Origin of the sequence: Bradyrhizobium sp. Mp27, assembly GCF_029953005.1 — a bacterium.
GTDB classification, from domain to species: domain Bacteria; phylum Pseudomonadota; class Alphaproteobacteria; order Rhizobiales; family Xanthobacteraceae; genus Bradyrhizobium; species Bradyrhizobium barranii.
The window spans coordinates 52164-73313 of record NZ_JASAUS010000029.1; the positions used below are offsets into that span (position 1 = coordinate 52164).

General features: G+C 65.6%; 17 protein-coding genes and 1 pseudogene. 8 read left to right on the forward strand and 10 right to left on the reverse strand.

Annotation, left to right across the window (positions count from 1 at the left end; genetic code table 11):
- Nucleotides 1-12 precede the first annotated feature (12 nt).
- The 4 genes from flgK to QJT78_RS17455 form a co-directional block, all read right to left on the reverse strand.
- The gene (gene flgK, locus QJT78_RS17440; RefSeq protein WP_028148530.1) at nt 13-1896 is read right to left on the reverse strand and encodes a flagellar hook-associated protein FlgK; all 1884 of its coding nucleotides are present in this window, start codon (nt 1894-1896) and stop codon (nt 13-15) included.
- Nucleotides 1897-1930: 34 nt separating this feature from the next.
- Nucleotides 1931-4210, reverse strand: a complete 2280-nt coding sequence (locus QJT78_RS17445) for a flagellar hook-basal body complex protein (protein WP_028148531.1) — start codon at nt 4208-4210, stop codon at nt 1931-1933.
- 291 nt (nt 4211-4501) lie between these two features.
- On the reverse strand, nt 4502-5014 hold the full coding sequence (gene msrB / locus QJT78_RS17450) for a peptide-methionine (R)-S-oxide reductase MsrB (RefSeq protein ID WP_028148532.1): 513 nt from the start codon (nt 5012-5014) through the stop codon (nt 4502-4504).
- A gap of 86 nt (nt 5015-5100) precedes the next feature.
- Nucleotides 5101-6558 carry an FAD-binding oxidoreductase gene (locus QJT78_RS17455; RefSeq protein WP_038943395.1) on the reverse strand — a complete coding sequence of 486 codons (1458 nt, stop codon included), beginning with the start codon at nt 6556-6558 and terminating at the stop codon, nt 5101-5103.
- 110 nt (nt 6559-6668) lie between these two features.
- Between QJT78_RS17455 and QJT78_RS17460 the strand changes: the two genes are divergently transcribed.
- The 3 genes from QJT78_RS17460 to QJT78_RS17470 are packed head-to-tail and all read left to right on the forward strand — an operon-like array spanning nt 6669 to nt 8168.
- A complete protein-coding gene (locus QJT78_RS17460; RefSeq protein WP_028148534.1) occupies nt 6669-7205 on the forward strand; it encodes a histidine phosphatase family protein in 537 nt (178 codons plus the stop codon).
- Nucleotides 7206-7265: 60 nt separating this feature from the next.
- Complete coding sequence (locus QJT78_RS17465) at nt 7266-7691, forward strand: universal stress protein (protein ID WP_028148535.1); 426 nt, start codon at nt 7266-7268, stop codon at nt 7689-7691.
- 15 nt (nt 7692-7706) lie between these two features.
- Nucleotides 7707-8168 carry a hypothetical protein gene (locus QJT78_RS17470; RefSeq protein WP_038943394.1) on the forward strand — a complete coding sequence of 154 codons (462 nt, stop codon included), beginning with the start codon at nt 7707-7709 and terminating at the stop codon, nt 8166-8168.
- A 37-nt stretch (nt 8169-8205) separates the two neighbouring features.
- On the opposite strand, the gene QJT78_RS17475 is transcribed toward QJT78_RS17470, so the two are convergent.
- Entirely contained in the window at nt 8206-8442 is a 237-nt protein-coding gene (locus QJT78_RS17475) for a DUF1127 domain-containing protein (protein ID WP_038943393.1), read from the reverse strand.
- Between the two features lie 185 nt (nt 8443-8627).
- Between QJT78_RS17475 and QJT78_RS17480 the strand changes: the two genes are divergently transcribed.
- Complete coding sequence (locus QJT78_RS17480; protein WP_028148537.1) at nt 8628-9971, forward strand: PLP-dependent aminotransferase family protein; 1344 nt, start codon at nt 8628-8630, stop codon at nt 9969-9971.
- Nucleotides 9972-10040: 69 nt separating this feature from the next.
- On the opposite strand, the gene QJT78_RS17485 is transcribed toward QJT78_RS17480, so the two are convergent.
- Both QJT78_RS17485 and QJT78_RS17490 read right to left on the reverse strand, forming a co-directional pair.
- Entirely contained in the window at nt 10041-10640 is a 600-nt protein-coding gene (locus QJT78_RS17485; RefSeq protein ID WP_028148538.1) for a YdcF family protein, read from the reverse strand.
- A gap of 62 nt (nt 10641-10702) precedes the next feature.
- The gene (locus QJT78_RS17490; protein WP_028148539.1) at nt 10703-11290 is read right to left on the reverse strand and encodes a hypothetical protein; all 588 of its coding nucleotides are present in this window, start codon (nt 11288-11290) and stop codon (nt 10703-10705) included.
- Nucleotides 11291-11369: 79 nt separating this feature from the next.
- Here QJT78_RS17490 and QJT78_RS17495 point away from each other — a divergent pair, with 79 nt between their 5' ends.
- Nucleotides 11370-11804, forward strand: a complete 435-nt coding sequence (locus QJT78_RS17495) for a hypothetical protein (RefSeq protein ID WP_028148540.1) — start codon at nt 11370-11372, stop codon at nt 11802-11804.
- A gap of 3 nt (nt 11805-11807) precedes the next feature.
- Here the strand turns inward: QJT78_RS17495 and QJT78_RS17500 are convergent, their stop codons facing one another.
- From QJT78_RS17500 to QJT78_RS17510, 3 genes are all read right to left on the reverse strand, one after another.
- Complete coding sequence (locus QJT78_RS17500) at nt 11808-14207, reverse strand: EAL domain-containing protein (RefSeq protein ID WP_028148541.1); 2400 nt, start codon at nt 14205-14207, stop codon at nt 11808-11810.
- Nucleotides 14208-14311: 104 nt separating this feature from the next.
- Complete coding sequence (locus QJT78_RS17505; RefSeq protein WP_028148542.1) at nt 14312-15745, reverse strand: MFS transporter; 1434 nt, start codon at nt 15743-15745, stop codon at nt 14312-14314.
- Between the two features lie 142 nt (nt 15746-15887).
- Nucleotides 15888-16394, reverse strand: a complete 507-nt coding sequence (locus QJT78_RS17510) for a ferritin-like domain-containing protein (protein ID WP_028148543.1) — start codon at nt 16392-16394, stop codon at nt 15888-15890.
- A 444-nt stretch (nt 16395-16838) separates the two neighbouring features.
- On the opposite strand from QJT78_RS17510, the gene QJT78_RS17515 reads away from it, so the two are divergent.
- From QJT78_RS17515 to QJT78_RS17525, 3 genes and pseudogenes are all read left to right on the forward strand, one after another.
- Nucleotides 16839-17921 (forward strand): YbhN family protein, encoded by a 1083-nt coding sequence (locus QJT78_RS17515; protein ID WP_028148544.1) that lies wholly within the window; start codon nt 16839-16841, stop codon nt 17919-17921.
- Between the two features lie 90 nt (nt 17922-18011).
- Nucleotides 18012-19961 carry a hypothetical protein gene (locus tag QJT78_RS17520; protein ID WP_038952804.1) on the forward strand — a complete coding sequence of 650 codons (1950 nt, stop codon included), beginning with the start codon at nt 18012-18014 and terminating at the stop codon, nt 19959-19961.
- 357 nt (nt 19962-20318) lie between these two features.
- Nucleotides 20319-21050 (forward strand): annotated as a pseudogene (locus QJT78_RS17525) (MFS transporter); the annotation flags it as partial.
- Nucleotides 21051-21150 lie beyond the last annotated feature (100 nt).

Consider the following 21150-nt stretch of genomic DNA (forward strand, 5'->3'; position numbering starts at 1 on the left):
ACCCTGTACTGGTTACACTTGAGCCTGGATCAACGTGTTCATCATGCTCTGCACCACCGACATGACGTGGGCGTTGGCGGCATAGGCATTCTGGAGCTGGATCAGGTTCGACATCTCCGAGTCCAGATTGACGCTGGAGGTCGAGTCGAACTTGGCCTGGAGCGTCGAGACCACGACGCTCTGGCCCTGCTGGAGCTGGGTGGCCTGGGTCGAGGCGTTGGCCTGGATGCTCAGGAACTGCTGGAGGTAGTTCGAGACGCTGCCGGTGAAGGGCTGGTTCGCCGAGCCGAGGCCGGTCGTCGGCGAATAGGAAAACACCGCATTGGTGAGCTGCGAATAGAGATAGTCCGAGCGCGTGGTATCGCCGGCGGGCGTCACCGGCGAGGTGTTGTAGACGGACAGCCGCGTGGGATCGCTGACCAGCTGCGTGTTCACGGCGATGCGCCCGGCAAGGCCGGTCATCTGCGAGCCCGAGGCGGTGATCGCACCGGTGTAGAGCGCCTGCCCGCCGTCGGTGAACACCGCCAGCTGCGGGCTGCCCGAGGTCAGCGACGAGATCGTCTTGGTGGTCGAGGCCGAATTGACCTGGGCAAGGCCGGTATTGTCATCGGTCACCCGCAGCGTCGTGGCCGTCGCCGGCGACGGAGCGGCGGAGAACGTCAGGTGCGAGCCTGAGAGCGCGGTGTTGAGCGCAGCGGCGATCGCATTCATGCCGCCGGAGAAATTGACGCCCACCCGCATCGGGTTGGCATTGGTGGCGTTCTGGAGCGGCAGCGCCGCCGGGTCGGTCACGTTGACGAGCGTGATCTGGCGCTGGGTGTTGGTCGCCGTGTCTTTGTAGGTGATGTTGACCGTATTGCCCGGCTGCGCACCGGCAAGGTCGAGATCGAATCCGGCCGGCGGGCCCGAGACCGTGCTGCCGGCCGTGGTCTTGTCCGACAGCGCGCTCGACATCGTGGCGGCGAGCTGGTCGATCTGGTTCTGCGCCTGCACCAGCGTCTGGTCGCGCAACTTGAGATCAGCCGCGATCTGGCCGGAGGAGACCACGTTGTTGGCGACGACGTCGATCTGCGAGCCGTTCGGCAGCTTGATGTTGAGCGCGCCGACGCCGGACTTGGCCGGGTCGGCGTTGTAGAGCGAGGTCGCCGACAGCGCGCCGGCGGAGGCAAAGGTGAATTGCGAGGCGAGCCCGGCGCCGACCAGCTGGACGCCTGTCGTGGTGTAGATGTTGGCCTGGTTCGAACCGTCGGTGGTGACGCGAACGTCGACATATTTCGACAGCGTGTTGATGGCCTGATCGCGCTGGTCCATCAGCGTCGCGGCCGAGGGATCGTTGGCCGACAGGCCCTGGAGCTTGGTGTTGATGTCGGCGATCTGCTGCATCGCCGCGTTGGCCTGCTGTGCCGAGGTGCCGAGGTCCTGCTCGACATTGGAGCGCAGCGACTGGATGCCCTTGGTGGTCACGTTGAGCTGCTGGGCCAGGGCCTGCGCCGCGCCGAGGGCAACCGTCTGCGCCGACGACGAGCCCGCGCTGGTCGACAGCGCCTGCAACGCCGTGGTAAAATTGTTCAGCGCGGTTTCGAGCGTGCCGCTGTTGCCGGGCGTGCCGTAGACACTCTGAAGCTGCTTCAGGATGTTGGCCATCTGGTCGGCGTAACCGCTGCCGCCGGTCTCGGTGCGCAGCTGGTTCTGCACAAAGGTGTCGAGCTCCCGGCTGACGCCGGTCGTCATCGCCGTCGAGCCGAAATCGCCGGTGGTGACCTCGATCTGGTTCGGCCTCTGGACGACGTAACCCGGCGTCTGCGAGTTGGCGACGTTCGAGGAGACGATCGAGAGCGCGGCCTGGTTGGCACGCAGACCGCTCATCGCACTGGCGAGGGCTGAACTCAAACCCATATCACTAGCCGCCTTTGGTTACGTCACGCGCCGATCAGCGCAACACGTTCAAGAGATCCTGCACCATCGAATTCGCTGTCGTGATCACCTTGGTGTTGGCCGAATAGGCCTGCTGGGTCACGATCAGCTTGGTGAATTCGTCGGCGATGTCGGTGTTCGAGCCTTCCAGCGACGAGCCGCTGATGCTGCCCGACGCGCCGTCGATCGCTGTGCCCGACTGTTCGGTCGCGGCGTAGGCGCCACCGTCGAGGGCCTTGAGGTAATTGGTGCCGTTGAAGTGCGACAGCGTCACCTGGGCGAGGTTGAGGTTCTGGCCGTTGGAGAAGGTGCCGACCACGAGGCCGCTGTTGTTGACGGCAACCGAGCGGAGCTGACCGGCGGCGTAGCCGTTCTGCGTGATGGTGTTGATCGTCACCGCGCCGCTGGTGCTGGCATATTGCGTCAGCCCGCCCGAGGACATGTTGAAAGCGACCGAGCCGAGCGACTGGCCGCCGACGCTGACGTTGTTGATGGTGATGCCCGATCCGCTCGGCGAGGTCAGCGAGCCGTCGCTGGCAAAGGTGAAGGCCTGCCCGGTGTTGACCCAGCCGACCGTCGTGCCCGTCGCATTCGGATCGGTTTGGTAGAACAAGTTCCAGGTGTCGGAATGGCCGGTGCCCAGCGAGGCGCTGTCGGTCTTGGCCCAACGCAGCTGCAGGTTCACCGGCGTGCCCGCGGCGTTGTAGGCGGTGACCGCACCGCCGCTGATCGATTCCTTGGTGAACGTGGCGATATCGTTGCCGATCACGCCGCCGGTGCCGGCAGTGCCGCCACCGCCGCGGTTCTTGGAGATTGACGACGTGAAGCCGAGCGCGGCGAAGGCGCTGCTGTTGTTGGGGCTCGTCACCGTCAAGGTGGGATTGGCGATACCGGTATTCAGGGTGATCACGCCGTTGCTGATCGAAGAACCGCTCGCACCGCTGAGCGTGTCGATCTGGCTGAGCAGAGTCGCTATGGAGTCGGTGATGTTGATCTGGTTCGGAGGGGTAGCGCCGGAGGCCACGAAGGTGATCGTATTGGCAGCTCCCGTGCCGTTGACCTGGATCGTGTTGCCGACCACGAAGGGCGTCGAGAGGACTTCCGCCCCGCCGGGCGTCGCGGTGCCGCCGAGCTGTGTACCACTCGTAATCGCGGGAGTGGACAGCACGTTACCGCCGCGCGTCACGCTGCTGACGCCGAGCAATCCTGCCGCAGTGCCGCCGATCGTCACGTCGGCCGTGGTGCTGGTCGTGATCTGGATGTTGCCGCTGGCATTCATAGTCACGCTGGAGGCGGGAACGCCGGCTCCAGACGCGATCGCGCTGAGGACATCCGACATCAGTGCGCTGGTGGGCGACTTCAGACCAATCGTAGTGACCGCCGGGGGGCCCGCAACCGTCGAAACGCCCGAGACGGTGTTGTCGAAGTTGATTGTTTGGCCGTTGACCGTCAACGACTTGCCGGCCAGGTTGGTGAGAAGGCTGGTGTTGAGATGCGTGGCCAAGCCCGCATCGAGAGACGTGCTGCCAGTTGCCACCGCCGAAGCGCTGTCCAGCAGTGCCACCGAGCCAGTCGCGGTCGTCGCCGTATAGGCCGAGCGCAGATTGCCGGTGGCCGCCGCGCCGGAGACCGTCGCATTCGAATAGGGCGGCGGCGGCGAGCCGACGATCAGCGGGTTGGCGGCGAAATCGGACGGGTTCAGGCCGCCGGCCGCCAGCAGCGTGCCGCTCGCCGCGGTCGAGCTCGCCCCCGTGTTCGGCACGCTCGGCAGGTTCGCGGCGTACTGAATCGAGGTTGTCGCCTGTGCCGGGATGAAGTTGTTCTGGAATTTCAGGACGGACGCCACATTGCCGGTCGGGTTGCCGGTCTTGGGGTCGACCGTGACGCCCATCAGATAGTAGCCGGCGCCATTGACGAGATTGCCGTTGGAATTGAGCTGGAAGTCGCCGCGGCGGGTGTAATAGGTGACGCCGCTGAACTGCGGCAAGTTGTCGACGACGTTAGTCGCCTTCTGGATCGAGAAGAAGCCGTCGCCGGTGATCGCCATGTTGGTCGCGACGGAGGAGGACGAGATCGTACCCTGGGTGGTGATGGTCGCCTTGGCGTTGGCCGTCACACCGCCCGCGACCTGCTTGCTCGGGACCGAGGCGTCGGGGATGAGATCGACGAAGCTGGTGCCGATGCCCTTGTAACCGGTGGTGGATGAGTTCGCGATGTTGCCTGAAATGTTCTGCAGCGCGTAGGACTGCGCCTGCAGGCCACCCACCGAGGTGTTCATTGCATCGAAGATACCCATAACTTTGTCTCCAGATCCGATCTCGGCGGCCGGTCGACCATGGCCGCAGTCGGAAGAGACAGTCGCAAGGGCTATGCCAATGCGGGTATTCTCAGGAAATCAATGACTTGAATGGGAAGGCCCCGGTCCGATGACCGGGGCACAATTGCCGGGCCGGCAACAATTGCCGGGGCATCGGGTCATCCCGGCGCGGTCCAAGGGACCGAACTCAGGTGCGCAATTGCGCACCTGAGAAGCTCGAGATTCCGGATTCGATGCTCGCGCATCGCTCCGGAATGACTCCAGCGAGACCTACGTTGCCGACGCGGCGGCTGGGTGGAAGACCAGCCCGAAACCGTCGATGCAATAGCGCAATCCGGTCGGCTTCGGACCGTCGTCGAAGACGTGGCCGAGATGGCCGCCGCAGCGCCGGCAATGCACTTCGGTGCGCACCATGCCGAAGGTGCGGTCCTCGGTCTTGCCGACATTGCCTTCGATCGGCTGGTAGAAGCTCGGCCAACCCGTGCCGCTCTCGAACTTGGTCTCGGACGAGAACAGCGGCAGGTCGCAGCCGGCGCAGGCGAAGATGCCCTTGCGGTGCTCCTTGAGCAGCGGGCTGGAGCCCGGCCTTTCGGTGCCCTCCTTGCGGAGGATTTCATATTGCTGCGGCGTGAGCTGGGCGCGCCACTCGGCGTCCGTCTTCTCGATCTCGAATTTTTGCGTGGCCTTCTCTCCAGCCTCGGCAGGCGTTCCTCTCAGCCAGCGGAAGGCCGAAAGGCCGAACAGGCCGGCAACAGTCGTCAGCAGGATGCGGCGATCAAACATCTCATTCTCCGTGCGCGGGGAGTCCACGCCCTGAGATACGGGCTCTAACGGCCGACGTTACACGTCCGACCGAGGTTTTTCTCAACTTATTGCGAGACGATGTCGTCCTGCGGAACCGGTTCCACGCCCTCGACCGCAGGTTTCGGCGGAGGGGCCGGCCGCGGCCGGACGCCCGGCGGCGGACGGCGCGGACCGGTGCCGGCGGCCCGGTTGGCTTCGGCCAGCCGCGCCTCGCGTTCCCGGTCCTTGACCCGCGCACGCTCGCGGTAGCGGGCAAGCGAGCCTGCGGCGGCGGAACTCGCCCTGCCCCAAACTCCTACCAATTGACCCGCGACCCGTCCGGTCGTGCCGCCAGCCCAGACCAGCTCGAATGGCGAGAACAGCTTCCAGCGGTCGTCGCCCCACAAAATGCTGCGCGCGATCAGCTGCCCGGCCATGGCCGAGGTGTTCATGCCCTGGCGGCCGAACCCGCTCGCCACCCACAGGCCTTTGCGCAACTGGCCGATCTGCGGCATGCCGTGCACGGTCTGGCCGGTGACGCCGCCGAACATGTCGGTGATCTCGACATCGCCGAACTGGGGGAAAATCGATCTGATCCGCCGCCTGACCGCGCCCGCAAAGCGCTGCGGACGCGCGGCCCAGGTGGTCTCGGGGCTTTCCCACATCAGGCGGTCGCCGTCGACGACACGGAAATGGTCGACCCCGTCGGAATCCATCACCGATCCCTTGAACGCCACGATCTCGTGCACGCGCTCGCCGAGCGGGGCGGTAATCCCGGCATAGCGCCAGACCGGCAGCAGCGTCTCCGACAGGCGCCTCAAGGGCGCGCCGAGGTGGATGTTGCCCGCGAGCACGATGTGGGTGGCGCGCAGCCGCGCCGACGGCGTGACGATGCGCTTGCGGATGCCGGAATGATCGATGCTGACGACCGGCGTATCTTCGAAGATGCGCGCTCCCGCCCGCCGCGCCAGCGCTGCAAGGCCGTGCACATATTTGCGGCCGTCGACCTGGAACGCCCGGGGATAATAGACGCCGTGGAAGTAACGGTCGGTCTTGAGCGCCTCGCGGACGCGATCCACCTGCCAGCCCTCGACCTCCGTGTCGAAATCCTCGTGGAGCATCTGCAACCGGCTGATCAGCCGGTCGCCGGCATCGACGTTGGAGACCTCCAGCACGCCATCGCTCGGGCCGATGCCGGGCATGTTCTCTTCGGTGGCGTTGGCCCGGACGAACTCGGCGCCCTCCTTCGCCAGTGTCAACAATTCGCGCGCGTCCTCGAAGCCGATGCGCTCGATCAAATCGGCGAGCGGCAGCGCAAAGCCCGGCATCACGGTGCCGAGCTGGTTTCCGGAGGCGTTCCAGCCGATATGGCGGCCCTCGAGCACCGCGACGCTGGCTCCGAGCCGGGCTGCCTCCAGCGCGATGGAGAGCCCGGCAAGCCCGGCCCCGATCACGCAGATGTCGGCGTCGAGATCAAACGACAGTCGCGTGCGTTCACGAAAGCCGGCTTCTTCCTGGGACACGCTTGTGAAAGTCTCGCTCATGTCGTTTTCTTACTCATGTCGTTTTCTTAAAGGACCGATCGGGCCCTTGTCACCTTGTCCTCAACCGGCGCCTGTACATTATTCTGGACGCGTAACGATTCGAGAATGCCATGCGCCGTTTGATGCTGCTGCGTCACGCCAAGACCGAGACTGACGCGCCGAGCGGCCGTGACCAGGATCGTCGCCTCGACGACCGCGGCCACAAGGACGCCGCGCAGATCGGGGATTGGCTCGCCACCCATCCCCCCTTCCCCAAGGCCGTGCTGGTGTCGCATGCCGTCCGGGCCCGGCAGACCTGGGACATTGCCTGGGAGACGATGAAGGATCGCGTCGCAGCGCCGCAGGTGGAGGTCCTGCCCGAACTCTACGGCGCCGATCCCGCCCAGATCCTGGAATCCATTCGCACTGCAACCGTTCCCGCCAACCCGAAGCAGTTGCTGCTGGTGGGCCACAATCCCGGCATGCACGAGGCCGCGCTGATGCTGACGGGCGGCGGCGATCCGGCCGGCGCCAAGGCGCTCGCTCACAATCTGCCCACGTCGGGGCTTGCGATCTTCGACTTTGACGTCAAGGATTGGGGTGACGTGGCCTACCGCCGCGGCAAACTGGTGCTGTTCGTCAGCCCCAAGCTGCTTCGATCGGGTTGAGACGCGCGGGGCGCGCCGTCTCGACCGGTTGATCCCAGCTTGGTCAATTGGGAGGCGCAGATGTTCAAGTCCATCCTCGTGCCCATCGATCTCGCCGACACCGATCTGGCCAAGCCGGCGCTCGCGACCGCGGTAACGCTGTCGCAGACCTGGAGCGGATCGATACGCCTGCTCAACGTGCTGCCGATGACGCCGGTGATGCTCGCCGAATACGTGCCGGCCGATTTCGACGAGCAGCAGCGCCAGACCTCCGAGGAAGCGCTCGCTATCGTCGCGCGGGAGTCAGGCATCGAGACGGGGCGCATTTCCAGCGTGGTGCGCCAGGGCGGCATCTACCACGAGATCCTGGAGGAAGCCGTGCACATGAAGGCCGACCTGATCGTGATGACCTCGCACCGGCCGGCGATGCGCACCTATTTCCTCGGCTCCAACGCCGGGCACGTCGTGCGCTACGCCAAGTGCTCGGTGCTGGTGGTCAGGCATTGAGCTCGGAGCAATGTCATGAGGCAATGGTGGCGGAGATGGACCTACGAGGTCCCGCTCGCGATCGGCGACGCGCTGTGGGAGGTGCTGGTCGTGCAACTGGCCGCGCTGCTGGACAGGCTGACGGTGCGGAAGGTGATCGCCCTCATCCCCATCGCTATCATCGTACTGGCCTACTACCACAGGATTCCGGTCCCGCCGGAACTGATGCTGGTCGGCGACTTTCTCGCCTATATCGAAATCTTCTCGGTGCTGCTCCTGGTCGGTCTGCTGAGCCGGGTCACGACGATCCTGTTCGTCGTCAGGCAGGCTGCAGCGCGCATCGCCCTGCTCGCCGGCAGCGCCATCGCGCATATGCGGCGCCTCGACATGCGGCATCGCCGCGAACGGGGTGCACCAACGAGGCCCCGCCGCAAGCCCGACCGATCCGAGGATGATCGAGCTTATGGCGGCGTGTGGGATCAGGTTGCGATCGCCTGATCCTGGCACGCGAGGGACGCTCGCGGCCCGAATGAACTCACAGATACCGCGTCAGCTCGGCCTTGAACTGCCCGTAGACGGCGTCCTCGATCTGGCTGCGCGTGATCCCGATGTCGCGCAAAGCGTGGTCGTCGAGCTCGTTCAGCGTCTTGACGGCAGAGCGCCGCTCCAGGCGGTCGAACAGCGCATGGGCGACGTTGGCGAGCGTGCTGAAAAATCCGCCCGACGAGGATGGGCGTAAACTCTGCCCGGCAGTTTGCGAGATCGTGGTCATTTTTCTTCTCCGGCCTGTTGTCCGCGCAGCGAAGCAGGTGCCGTTGGCGCGGACGCTGTGAGCGCCTGCACCTCATTTGCCATCGGATTGCTCTCGCTCTCCTCGGCTCAATCGCGGAACTTGATGGAACTTAAATGCTCCAGTACACTACTCGGAGCAAGTAAAACATTGCTCTCGGTGCAATAATGTCCAAGTTCGAATACGTGAAGCTTGCCGATGCCATTGCGGCCGATATCACTAAAGGCACGTTAAGGCCCGGCGACCGGCTGCCGCCACAGCGTAATTTTGCCTATGACCGCGGCATCGCGGTCTCGACCGCGAGCCGGGTTTATACGGAGTTGCTTCGCCGCGGGCTCGTCGTCGGCGAGGTCGGCCGCGGCACCTTCATCTCCGGCGACATCAAGCGCGAGGTCGAGGCGTTGAGCGAGCCGCGCGACGCGCGGATCGATTTCGAGGTCAATTATCCGTTATTGCCGCAGCAATGGGCGATGATCGCCAAGAGCCTTGCCGGGCTCGAGCGCGTCGACGCGCTCGAATCCGCCCTGCGCGTCTCGACCAGCACCGGCACCAAGAGCGCCCGCAATGCGGCCGTCGCCTATCTCGCGCGCAAGGATTTCACGCCGCAGGCCGAGCAGATCGTCTTCACCGCCAACGGCAAGCAGTCGCTCGCCGCCGCGCTCGCCGCCCTCGTTCCCACCGGCGGCCGCTGCGGTGTCGAGGCGCTGACCTACCCTTACGTCAAGAGCATCGCGGCCCGGCTCGGCGTGACGCTGGTCCCGATTCCGATGGACGAATTTGGCGCGCGTCCCGATGCGATCCAGAAAGCGCATCGCGAGGCGCATCTGTCGGCGCTGTATCTCCAGCCCATCATCCAGAACCCGCTCGGCGTCACCATGAACGCGACGCGCCGCGCCGACATCATGCGCGTCGCCGAGAAGCTCGATCTCACCATCATCGAGGACGCCGTCTACGGCTTCCTCGCCGACGACACGCCGCTGGCAGCGCTCGGGCCGGACCGTTGCATCGTGATCGACAGCCTGTCCAAGAAGGTCGCACCGGGCCTCGCGCTCGGCATCCTCGTCACCCCGCCGCATCTGCGCGAGAGCGTGATGAGCGCGGTGCGGACCGGCGGCTGGATCGCCTCGGGCCACGCGCTGGCGTCCGGGCAGCGGCTGATGGCCGACGGCACCGTCGCCGAGCTGACGCGGCTGAAACGGATCGACGCTGCGCGCCGGCAGCAGACCGCGGCAAGGCTGCTTGCCGGCTACCAGATCGCGGCTGACGCCCGCTCCTATCATCTCTGGCTGACGCTGCCGCCACACTGGCGCTCGCAGACCTTCGTCGCCGCAGCAGCCCGGCGCGGCATCGCACTGACGCCATCCTCGACGTTTGCAATTGCGCACGGACATGCACCGAACGCGGTGCGGCTCGCGCTCGCCCCACCCTCGCTCGAACAGCTCGATTCCGGCCTGCGCACGCTCGTGTCGCTGCTCGGCACCAAGGAAGAGGATTTCGACTCGACGGAGTAGCCAGAGCGTTGCGAGCGAAGTGATACCACTTCGAAAACGCGTCACGACAAGGATCCGACCCGTCGCCGCTCAGGTCGCCGGCCATTCCGCGATAAAGCCCCTCGCCTTGTACGGCTCTATCTTGTCCCATTCGTGCAGGACACGCCGGCGAAACTCGACATCGGTGTGCCAGACCGCGCGCGGCGTCGCAAAGCTGTCGACGGTGAGCAGCATCTTCTCGACTTCAGGCCAGTGCCGGTGCAGCGTCATCGGGTAGCGGCGCGCCGTCCAGGTGTTGCCGAGGCAGATCACGCTCCGGATGTCTTGCAGTCCAAGCACCGCATCGATGATCGGCAGCGAGAAAATCACATTCTCGCCGGTGTTCATCGCGCGATGTTCCTCGAGGATGAGGTCCGCCGGAATGCCGGCCGCGACCATCGCTGCCTTGATGATGGTGCACTCAGATTGCTCCGAGCCCGGCGTCACGCCACCGCTGACAATCGACCAGCGGAAGAGGCTTTCGCGCCATAGCCTCGCGGCGGTGTCGGCGCGCAAGCCAACGTCCTCGCGGGTGCCGAACATGAACAACAGATCGGCCGGCCGGAGCGGCGTATCGATCAGATGCGTGCGGTTGATTTCGACGATCTCATCCGCTGTAGGCTGGCGCCTGTTGCGATCCATGGTTGGCATGACAGCACGATGCGACACCGGCGCAGGAGCACGAAGTCACGTTTGATTGCGGCCGATTGCACCTAAGGCAGCAACGCCTTCGGCACACGATCAAAACTGTAGCTGTGCGGCTGGTTGCGCCGCACGAAGCCGCCGACCTGCCAGGCGAACAGCGCGGCGAAGCCGATGATGAACAGGGCGCCGGCGAACTCCCCGATCATGAGCGCACGGATCAGAAGCCCCGTCATCGCCACCGTCAGCACCGCCAGGAAGGCCAGCACCGCCGCATAGGTCTTGCGGCCGAGGCCTGCGGTCAATTCGGCGCGGCTGCCGGCTTGCGCCATCCGTGCGTGCAGTTCGATGATGAAATCGCGAAAACCGTTGTCCTGCGGCGCCATTAACGCTGCGGTCTGCCAGCTCGTCGACAGGATCCTGATGCGGCCGCCGCCGGTGTGGCTGAGATCGACGCGAAAGCGGTGCTGCTGCATCGACACCGGGCGAAACGACAGCCGGATCGCCGAGATCTCGTCATAGCGCCACAGGCCGGACCGGCCGGCGATATGCCAGGACAAGCCCGCGTCCGTCAGCTCGAAACGATGCGCCGAGCCGATCAGCGACGCCTTGTAGGCGTAGCTCGTGACCGACGGGCCTTGCGCTCCCGAAACCTGCATCCCCACAATCAATCCCGTCCGCGCAATCCCGCCTGCGATCGGCTTGCGCGATCGCCCTCGCCCATCCTACAAGCGGGGCATGGCTGAGACGACCTTTTTTCCGCGCCGCCTGATTCTCGGCGCCGCCGTGATCTCCGGAGTGTTGCTCGCGCTCGCGGTGCACATGCTGGGCGCGCGCTACGGGCTCGACCTTGGCGGGCTCTGGCATTCCGACACGCATGAGTTCATACCCGCTGGCGCAGCGATCGCCTGGTGGCTGATTGCCACGGTCGGTTTCTCCGGCGGCTATTTCACGGCGACATTGATGCAGAGCGCCGTCTCCGGGCAGATCCCGCAGCGGATGCGGCAGTTCTTGATCGCGGTCGGCGTGCTGCTGCTTGCCGGTGCGGGCCAGGTGGCCGCGGCGCCGAGCCCGATCCCGTCCGTTTCGGGCGTACTCGCCGGGCTGGCCGCGCTATGTCTTGGCGCCGTGATGGCATTTTGCGGCGCGCACTTCGCGCTGCGCCGCGGCTAGACATCAGGCCGAGGCGAGCAGCCGCGGCCGGTTCAGCATCAACGCGACATCGGATGCAGGCCGCGGCTTGCTGAAAAGATAGCCCTGCGCCTGGGTGCAGCCCTCGCGCCGCAGCAGCTCGAGCTGCGCGTCGTTCTCGACGCCTTCCGCCGTGGTGACGATGCCGAGGCTGCGCCCGAGGCCGGTCACGGCACGGATGATCGCCATGGAATCCTCGCGCGTCGCAAGCTCCGACACGAAGGAGCGGTCGATCTTGATCTTGTCGAACGGGAAGCTGCGCAGGTAGCTCAGCGACGAATAGCCGGTGCCGAAATCGTCGAGCGAGATCCGCACGCCCATGGCGCGCAGCTCGTGCAGGGTGGTCAGCGTCGTCTCGCTGTTCTGGAGCAGCACCGATTCGGTGATCTCGAGCTCGAGCCGCCGCGCCGCGAGCCCTGAGGCCGCCAGCGCATCGGTCACGGATGCGATCAGGTTCGGGCTCTTGAACTGCACCGGCGACAGGTTGACGGCGACATCGACGTCGTCCGGCCAGGTGGCGGCGTCGCTGCAGGCGCTGCGCAGCACGAACTCGCCGAGCTGGACGATGAGGCCGGTCTCCTCGGCCACCGGAATGAAGTTGATGGGGGCGATCAGGCCGCGCTGAGGATGGTTCCAGCGCAGCAGCGCCTCGAAGGCGACGACGCGGCCGCTGGCGACGTCGCGGATGGGCTGGTAGTATGCCTCGAACTCGTCGCGTAGCAACGCCGCCCTCAAGTCCATCTCCAGCAGCCGCCGCGCCTGCGCGCGCGCATCCATGCCGGTCTCGAAGAAGCGATAGGTGCCGCGGCCGTCCGCCTTGGCGCGGTACAGCGCGAGGTCGGCGTTCTTCAACAGTTCGTCCGGATTATCGCTGTCCTGCGGCGACAGCGAGATGCCGATCGAGACGCCGATCACGATCTGGTGGTCGTCGATCTCGTAAGGCGCAGAGATCACCTCGACGAGGCGGCCGGCAAGGGCTCGCGCCGCGGCTTCCTCGGAGCGTCCGATCTGGACCACGGCAAACTCGTCGCCACCAAGCCGCGCCACGGTGTCGCTCGCGCCGACAGTGGCCTTCAGCCTGCGACCGACTTCCTTGAGCAGCGCATCGCCGATGGGATGGCCGAGCGAGTCGTTGATGTCCTTGAAGTGATCGAGATCGAGGCACAGCACCGCGAGCTGGTCGCCCGACTTCGCCCGGCCCGGTCCCTGCTCGAGCTGCTCGTGGAACAGCACGCGGTTCGGCAGATTGGTCAGCGCGTCATGGCGTGCCATGTGCGAGATCTTGGCCTGCGCCTCCAGCCATTCGGTGATGTCCTCGAAGGTCGCGACCCAGCCGCCGCCCTGCATCGGCTGGTTGACGACGCGGATGGAGCGACCGAACCGGGTGACGACCTGGCTGGTCGTGCGGCCCTCCCGCGCGTCGGCCACGAGGCGCGCGAAGAATTCGGCCGCATCGCCCTGCCACTGGCCCTTGGCCTGCTCTTCCCGCAACACCTCGACGAGCAGGCGGCCGGCGAGCGGAATGTCGGTGCGGCCAAGCATCGCTGCGTAGCGTTCGTTGAAGAGCTGGATCTTGCCGTCCGCATCGAACATGCACAATCCCTGCGACATGTTCTCGAGCGCGGTATCCAGCACGACCTGCTGGCGTCCCAGTTCGCCCTTGGCGCGGCGGTCGAGCAGAGCCGCCGCGAGCGCGATCGCGATGATCGCAGCGGCGGCGCTGGCGGTGAGGATCGACAATGAGGCCGGCGGGATCGACAGGCCGCTGATCACGACCGCAGGATCCGGCGTCAGCTCCACGGCGCCCATGGCGGTGAAATGATGCGAGACGATGGCAAGCGTCAGCAGCACCGTCGCGCCGAGCGCGCCCGCAAGGCTGTCGCGCCGCCCCGCAACGACCAGGGCAAGCGACCCCAGGACGATGCCGAGCACGATCGAGACCGTCACTGTGCCGGTCGTCCAGCCGATGTGCGCGGGAATCTCGAGCGCCATCATGCCGGTGTAATGCATGGCGGCAACGCCGCCACCAACGACGGCGCCACCGAGCGCAACCAGACCCGCCCGCGTCACCGACACCGAGATGCTCAGTCCGATGAAGGTGACCGCGATCGCGAAGATCAGCGATAGGACCGTCAGCGGAATATTGTAGGCGCCGCCCGCACCAGGCCCGTAAGCCTGCATCGCGATGAAATGGGTTGCCCAGATGCCGCCGCCGGCGACGACGGCATCAAGCGCGACCCACGATACGCGAGCTCCCCCGCGCGCCGCACGCGCGCGGTGGAACAGGCTGATCGCCGCCGCGCTGGCGAGCAGACACACCGCTCCGCCGAGTGCGACCAGACGCCAGTCATGCTGATCCGTCAGGCAGTAGAGAACTTGATACATTGCCGGCCCCTATTCCAACCGCACTAGAGCCGGCAGAGATGGACAGTCGGTAACCGGCTATGCGCCGGTTTCGGGAATGGTGAACAGAGAATGTGTGGGATCGCTCACATTGAGCGCCCTTGCGCCGTTGCGTCAGGTGCATTTGCGCCGAGGCCGATCACGGCGGCGGCGAGCAGCAGGACGGCCGCCGATATGATTAGCGACTGGTGAAGGCCCGTCATGAATGCACTGTCCGAGGCCACCAGCGAGCCGAACAGCGCGACGCCGAGCACGCTGCCGGTCTGCCGCGTCGCGTTCAGGACGCCGGCGGCGATGCCGGAGCGCGCCTTGTCGATGCTGCCGAGCAAGGTGGAGGTCAGCGGCGGCACCAGCAGGCCAAGTCCACCGCTGATCGCGATCATCTGCGCAAAGATCGCCCAGTAGCTGGTCCCGGCTTCGATCCAGAGCAGCCCGAGACAACCGAGCGCCGAGATACAGGCGCCGACCACGATGGTCGGGCACGAGCCGATGCGCTCGGCCAGACCCGGCGCGAGCAGGTTGACGGGCAGCACCGCACCCATCATCGGCACGAAGGCGAGCCCGGTCCACCAGGCCGACAGCCCGTCGATCCTCTGGAAATACAGGCTCAGCACGAAGATCAGACCGTAGATCGCGATGTTGACGAGGAGGCCGACGATCGTGGTCAGGGTAAACAGCCGGTGACCGAACAGCGACAGCGGCAGCATCGGCTGCACGGTGCGGCTCTCGCGCCAGACGAAGAGCACCGCGAATGCGGCTGAGGCAACGAATGCTGCGATCACGGCTGGATGGCTCCAGCCGAGCGCGCCAGCTTCGATGATCGCGCCGGCAAGCGTGCCCAACGCACCGATCGCGGCGAGCTGGCCTGGCAGATCGATCTCGCGCGAGCGCGACCGCGTGGTCTCGCTGGCGTAGCGCCAGCTCAGCCACAAGCCGGCAAGACCGATCGGTAGGTTGACCAGGAAGATCGCGCGCCAGCCGACCAGCGTGATCAGCGCGCCGCCGACGAAGGGACCGGCAGTGAGCGCCAGGCTCGCTCCGGCAGCCCAGACCGCCACGGCGCGGCCACGCTCCCGGTCGTCCGCATAGGCATGATTGAGCAGCACCAGGGAATTCGGCACGAGGATCGCCGCCGCCAGCCCCTGCACCAGCCGCGCTGCAATCAGCACGGCCGCATTGGGCGACATCGCGCAGGCGAGCGAGGCCGCAGTGAAGATGGCGAACCCGGCCATGAAGATGCGCTTGGCGCCGATGCGATCGCCGAGCGCACCGGCGGTCAGGATGAAAGCGGCAAAGGCGATGGTGTAGGTGCTGACCACCCATTGCAGCTCGGCGACACCGCCGCCGAGCGTTTTGCCCATCGCATCCAGCGCGGTGTTGACGATGGTGACGTCGAGCTGGACCACGCCATAGCCGAGGCTCATCGCGGCAAGCGTGAGGGATGTCGCAAGGCGCGAGCCGGCACGCTGCGCGCCGGCTCCGCCGTCGAGAGGTTCATATTTGATGGTGCTGGCTCGCATGCTGCCGCCTCGGTTGCAGCCCCATGCGAAACATACGCTTCCAGCCCGGCGTCATGTTTCGACAATGACCGAATGATGGATGCGTCATACGCGAGCGCCGCGCGGGATGACCGCGCGACGCCTTGCGCGGCTGCGCCCGGTCCTAGCTCGCCGCGCGCAGGTTGACCTTGCTCTCGGCGAGCGTGGTCAGCTTCCTGTCGGTCGCCTTCTCTTCTTCCAGCGTCTTGGCGAGCACGGTGGCGCAGTCGTTGCGGCCGAGCTGCTTGGCCCAGGCGATCAGGCTGCCGTAGCGGACGATCTCGTAATGCTCCGCGGCCTGGGCCGCATTGATCAGGGCGGCGTCCAGCACCGCCTTGTCGGCGACTTCACCGGCGGTCTCGTCGGCTTCCTCGATGATGCCGTCGATGGCCGGGCAGTCGACCGCCTTCACCTGCGCGCCGTGCATCTTGAACACTTCCTCGAGCCGCTTGACGTGCTGCTTGGTTTCTTCGAGGTGCGTCAAAAAGCCCTGCTTCAACTGCGGATCGGTGGCCTTATCTGCCATTTTCGGCAGCGCCTTGGTGAGCTGCTGCTCGGCATAATAGATGTCCTGAAGCTGGTGCACGAACAGGTCGTTCATGGTCTTGATGTCTTTTGTGAACAGTCCCATCGTTCCGATCCTCGCGGTTTCGGGAACACGGAGGCGTCGGCTCGCACGAAAAGCCGATGATTCCGCCATGTTCGATTGCTGATGGAGCGCTAACCGGCGCACGGTACCGACGTTCCAAAAAAGCTCGCATCGCTTGCGTTGGAACAATGCCGACTGCGGGCGGACACGAAATCATGTCAAGATGCGGACGCGCGTTCCAGGCAGGTGCCTCGACTCATATGCTTAACGCGCGCCCGATATGAACCACATATGACAAAAGCGGCGGTCCACCGCAGAACCTATCGGTCGAACGCAGAACCTATCGTTGTCAAGGGCTGCACAAGTCGCTGTTTTTGCCTTAAATGAGCTACATCATGCCTAGCGGTCGAAGCCCATTTCGGGCAGTGATCGCACCGGACCGGCCAATGTCTGGCCGATCGGTCTTGCCCCCCGCCGGGAGGATGAATGCACGGACTGCTGCCCGCGCTGAAGCGCGGCTTCAAGAGATGGATCGGCTGGCGACGGCTCGGCGTTGCTGCGAGCGTCTTCATCATCGCCTTCGCGATCACCACGCTTGCGCGCACTCTCAAGGACATCGATACCGGCGTCATCCTGACCGCGTTGACCGAGATTCCCCGCGGGAATATCGGGTTGGCGGCGATCTGCGTCGTCTTCGCGTTCTGTACGCTGACCTTCTACGACTATTTTGCACTGCGAACGATCGGCAAGAAGCATGTGCCCTATCGCATCGCAGCACTCTCCAGCTTCACGTCCTATTCGATCGGCCACAACATCGGCGCCACCGTTTTTACCGGCGGCGCGATCCGCTTCCGGATCTACTCCGACTACGGGCTGAACGCGATCGACGTCGCGAAGATCTGCTTCCTCTCGGGCCTGACCTTCTGGCTCGGTAACATCTTCGTGCTCTCGATCGGCATGGTCATCCATCCGGATGCCGCCTCATCGATGGATCAACTGCCGTCGTCGATCAACCGGCTGATCGGGCTTGGCGGCCTCGCCTCGATCGGCGCCTATCTGGTCTGGCTCTGCATGGGCGAGAAGCGCCGCGAGCTCGGCCAGAAGGGCTGGAAGGTGGTGCTGCCCTCGGCGCCGCTGACGCTGGTCCAGATCCTGATCGGCGTGGTCGATCTCGGCTTCTGCGCGACGGCGATGTACCTGCTGATGCCGGCCAATCCGTCGATCGACTTCATGTCGCTGGCGGTGGTGTTCATCCTGGCGACGCTGATCGGCTTTGCCAGCCACGCGCCCGGCTCGATCGGCGTGTTCGACGTCGCCATGCTGGTCGCGCTGCCCGAATTCGGCCGCGAGCAGCTCCTGGCGACCCTGCTGGTCTTCCGCATCCTCTATTTCGTGATCCCGTTCGGCCTCGCCATCTCCATCATGGGCGCGCGCGAGCTCTGGATGAACGTGGTCGAGCCCTGGCAGGAGCGGCGGCGGCTGGCCGAGGCCTGCGCGCAAGCCAACCTGCCCAAGCAGGTCGCAGCGATGGAACGCGAGCGGTCGTTGCGACAGGCCAGCAAGCGGTAAGGCGGGCGGGCGACCGTCAGACAGAGGTTGCGGGCGGGGCAGCTATGCTCTCATATTTCCGCCTCAACTTTGCCGTTGAACACGCGGGCCATGATCCCTTTTTCCTTTCGTACCCTTCCCGCAGGCCTCCTGCTGCTTGCTGGGATTCTGACGTCTTTGCCGCTCGAGCGCGCCGCCGCGCAGAACGCCGGTGCGATGCAGATATCCTGGGAGGTGCGCAACCGCTTCCGGCTGTTCCGCGAGGAGCGCGACTTCCAGCTCCATGTCGAGAACGCGCGTAACCGCAGCATCCTCGCGGCCGAGCAGTCGCTGGAGCTCCAGAGCGAGGGCCGCGGCTGGGCCCGCAACATGGTCAATCGGCTCTGCATCGACCTCCAGGGCCGGGTCAACCAGCCGTGCACCCGCGACAACGTCAAAGAGAATTACCTCACCCCGACCGACCATCCGGTGACGGTGCGCCTGACCGGCGCAGTGCCGGTCGGCGCCACCTGCGCCTGGTCGTTCGACGACGGCGACGGGCCGCAGACTTCGACCTTCGACTGCGCCGAGCCGATCAATCTGCGCGTCCGCTACGGCAAGCAGACGGTCGCGAGCGTCGACGTCTCCTCCGGCTCCGATCCGACCCAGCGCGTCCAGGCCGAGATCCAGGTCCGCGACATCTTTGTCGCCGGGCTCGGCGACAGCATCGCCTCCGGCGAAGGCAACCCGGACCGGCCGCTCGCGCTGTCGGACGAGGGCTTCTGCTTCCGCTCCTATCTCGGTACCGCCGGTGCGCAGTACTACCGGCCGAGCCGCGCCGGCTATAAAGGTGGCCGCGCCTGCGAGGCACCCGACACGCTCGCCAACTGGCAGCATTACGGCGCGCTCTGGTTCAACTCGCCCTGCCACCGCTCGCTCTACAGCTACCAGGCCCGCACGGCTCTCGCGCTCGCGGTGCGCTACACCCACATCGCGGTGACCTTTCTGCCGCTCGCCTGCACCGGCGCCAGCATCGGCGACGGGCTGCTGGGCTCGCAGCGCGCCCGCGAATGCCCGCCCGGCAAGACCGGCGTCTGCAACACCAGCGTGAACGCCCAGGTCGCCGAGCTGCGCGAGGCGCTCACCGCGGCGAAAAAGCGCCAGCCGGACCGCACGCTCGATCTCGTGCTGCTCTCGGTCGGTGCCAACGACGTCTATTTCTCCGGCCTCGTCGCCGACGTCATCGTCGACACCGCGACCGAGCGCGCGCTGTTCCGCCGTTCCGGCGTGATGGCGAGCGTCGACGATTCCCGCGATGCGCTGGCGCGCGAGCTGCCGCAGAATTTCGCCAAGCTGCGCGAGGCGCTCAAGCCGCTCGTCGGCGGCGACCTCTCGCACGTGGTCTATGTCTCCTACGCCAATCCCGCGCTCGCCGATGGCGGCGTGCCCTGCCGCGGCGGCCGCGCCGGGTTCGACATCCATCCGTCCTTCAACGCCGATCCGCAGCGCCTCGCTCGCGTCTCGACCTTCGTTGACACCGAATTCCTGCCGCAGCTGAAGGGGCTCGCCACCTGCACGCGCGGCGCACTGTGCCGCGATCCCGAAGCCGACCGCATGACCTTCGTGGACTCGCACCAGGCAGCGTTCGCCGATCACGGCTTCTGCGCCCATGCGGGCAACGATCCCGAATTCGACCGCACGTGTTTCGCCGAGAACGGCCAGAGCTTCAATCCCGATATCGTGAGCGCGGCGAGCCAGCCGATGCTGTGCGGCCGCGGCGCCTCGGAGTATCGCGCCTACCTGCCGCGCGCGCGCTGGATCCGCGATGCCAATGACAGCTATTTTGCCGCGATGACCTATCCGCAAGGTCTGCCGGCGGCGAGCCAGCCGACCGACATCCACGACGCCACCTGGGGCGTGCTCTCCGCCGTCTACGGCGGCGCCGTGCATCCAAGCGCTGAAGGCCACGCCGCGATGGCGGACGCAGCACTGCCGGCCGCAAGCAGCGTGCTCGGCCTCGATGCCGTGCCGCCCGGCGTGACGCGCGGACTGTTGGCGCCGTTGCTGGGCACGCAGCAGTAGAAGCAAAAGCGACTTCTCTTCACACCGTCATTGCGAGCGCGCACTCTCCACATGCGCGGTGTCATCGCCCGCGAAGGCGGGCGATCCAGTACGCCGCGGCAGACGTAGTTGAATCGAGACGCCGCGGCGTACTGGATTCCCCGCCTTCGCGGGGAATGACAGCGCTGGGCGTGGCGCAAGCTCGCCCCCTCAATATCGCGCACACATTCTCGTCACCTCACGATCGTTCCCCCACACCTGCCGTTCCATCGATCCAAAAACGGCATCGATCGATACTCCCTTGAACTTGGACACTTTGCCGCGCGCGCCTCTAGGAGTCGCAGTGAGGAAACATTTCGAGTTCTAAGGAGGCGCGTGATGAGCGCAGTGGTGTCGTCCGCAGCGGACGTGAGAAGGTCTCGCGTCAGGCTGTTCATCGTGACCATGTTGTTCCTGGTCACGACCGTGAACTATGCCGACCGCGCCACGCTGTCGATCGCGGGCCCCGCGCTCTCGAAAGAGTTGCATCTCGATCCGGTCGCCATGGGTTGGATCTTCTCGGCGTTCGGCTGGTCCTATGTCGTGGCGCAGGTGCCGGGAGGCTGGCTGCTCGACCGCTACGGCTCGCGCCTCGTCTATGCCTTCAGCATCATCGTCTGGTCGCTGTTCACGATGATGCAGGGCTGGGTCGGCTTCCTCAGCGCAGGCGCTGCCATCATCGTGCTGTTCGCACTTCGCCTGCTTGTCGGCGTCGCGGAAGCGCCCTCGTTCCCCGCCAATGCCCGCATCGTCGCGGCCTGGTTTCCCGGCAACGAGCGCGGCACCGCGTCGGCCTTCTTCAATTCCGGACAGTATTTCGCCACCGTGATCTTCGCACCGCTGATGGGCTGGATCGCGCATGATTACGGCTGGCGCTTCGTGTTCTTCGTGATGGGTGGGCTCGGCGTCATCATGGGCCTGGTCTGGATCAAGACCGTCTACGGCCCGAAGGAGCATCCCGGCATCAACGAGGCCGAGTTCGACTACATCAAGGAAGGCGGCGCGCTGGTCGATCTCGATGCGCCCAAAAACGATCTGATGCAGGAGCGTGCGCCCGAGTCCCCCGCGGGTCACTTCAAATTCCTCCGGGTGTGGTCAGTCAAATTCCTCCACCCGCGAGGCAGGACAAGGGACTGTTAGTTTGAGTTTGTTTCCCGGGCAAGAGCTTCAG

Excerpts from the sequence above, each read along its gene's own strand:
- flgK (WP_028148530.1), bottom strand. The coding sequence starts at position 1,896 with ATGGGTTTGAGTTCAGCCCTCGCCAGTGCGATGAGCGGTCTGCGTGCC.
- QJT78_RS17445 (WP_028148531.1), bottom strand. The coding sequence starts at position 4,210 with ATGGGTATCTTCGATGCAATGAACACCTCGGTGGGTGGCCTGCAGGCG.
- msrB (WP_028148532.1), bottom strand. The coding sequence starts at position 5,014 with ATGTTTGATCGCCGCATCCTGCTGACGACTGTTGCCGGCCTGTTCGGC.
- QJT78_RS17455 (WP_038943395.1), bottom strand. The coding sequence starts at position 6,558 with ATGAGCGAGACTTTCACAAGCGTGTCCCAGGAAGAAGCCGGCTTTCGT.
- QJT78_RS17460 (WP_028148534.1), top strand. The coding sequence starts at position 6,669 with ATGCGCCGTTTGATGCTGCTGCGTCACGCCAAGACCGAGACTGACGCG.
- QJT78_RS17465 (WP_028148535.1), top strand. The coding sequence starts at position 7,266 with ATGTTCAAGTCCATCCTCGTGCCCATCGATCTCGCCGACACCGATCTG.
- QJT78_RS17470 (WP_038943394.1), top strand. The coding sequence starts at position 7,707 with ATGAGGCAATGGTGGCGGAGATGGACCTACGAGGTCCCGCTCGCGATC.
- QJT78_RS17475 (WP_038943393.1), bottom strand. The coding sequence starts at position 8,442 with ATGACCACGATCTCGCAAACTGCCGGGCAGAGTTTACGCCCATCCTCG.
- QJT78_RS17480 (WP_028148537.1), top strand. The coding sequence starts at position 8,628 with ATGTCCAAGTTCGAATACGTGAAGCTTGCCGATGCCATTGCGGCCGAT.
- QJT78_RS17485 (WP_028148538.1), bottom strand. The coding sequence starts at position 10,640 with ATGCCAACCATGGATCGCAACAGGCGCCAGCCTACAGCGGATGAGATC.
- QJT78_RS17490 (WP_028148539.1), bottom strand. The coding sequence starts at position 11,290 with ATGCAGGTTTCGGGAGCGCAAGGCCCGTCGGTCACGAGCTACGCCTAC.
- QJT78_RS17495 (WP_028148540.1), top strand. The coding sequence starts at position 11,370 with ATGGCTGAGACGACCTTTTTTCCGCGCCGCCTGATTCTCGGCGCCGCC.
- QJT78_RS17500 (WP_028148541.1), bottom strand. The coding sequence starts at position 14,207 with ATGTATCAAGTTCTCTACTGCCTGACGGATCAGCATGACTGGCGTCTG.
- QJT78_RS17505 (WP_028148542.1), bottom strand. The coding sequence starts at position 15,745 with ATGCGAGCCAGCACCATCAAATATGAACCTCTCGACGGCGGAGCCGGC.
- QJT78_RS17510 (WP_028148543.1), bottom strand. The coding sequence starts at position 16,394 with ATGGGACTGTTCACAAAAGACATCAAGACCATGAACGACCTGTTCGTG.
- QJT78_RS17515 (WP_028148544.1), top strand. The coding sequence starts at position 16,839 with ATGCACGGACTGCTGCCCGCGCTGAAGCGCGGCTTCAAGAGATGGATC.
- QJT78_RS17520 (WP_038952804.1), top strand. The coding sequence starts at position 18,012 with ATGATCCCTTTTTCCTTTCGTACCCTTCCCGCAGGCCTCCTGCTGCTT.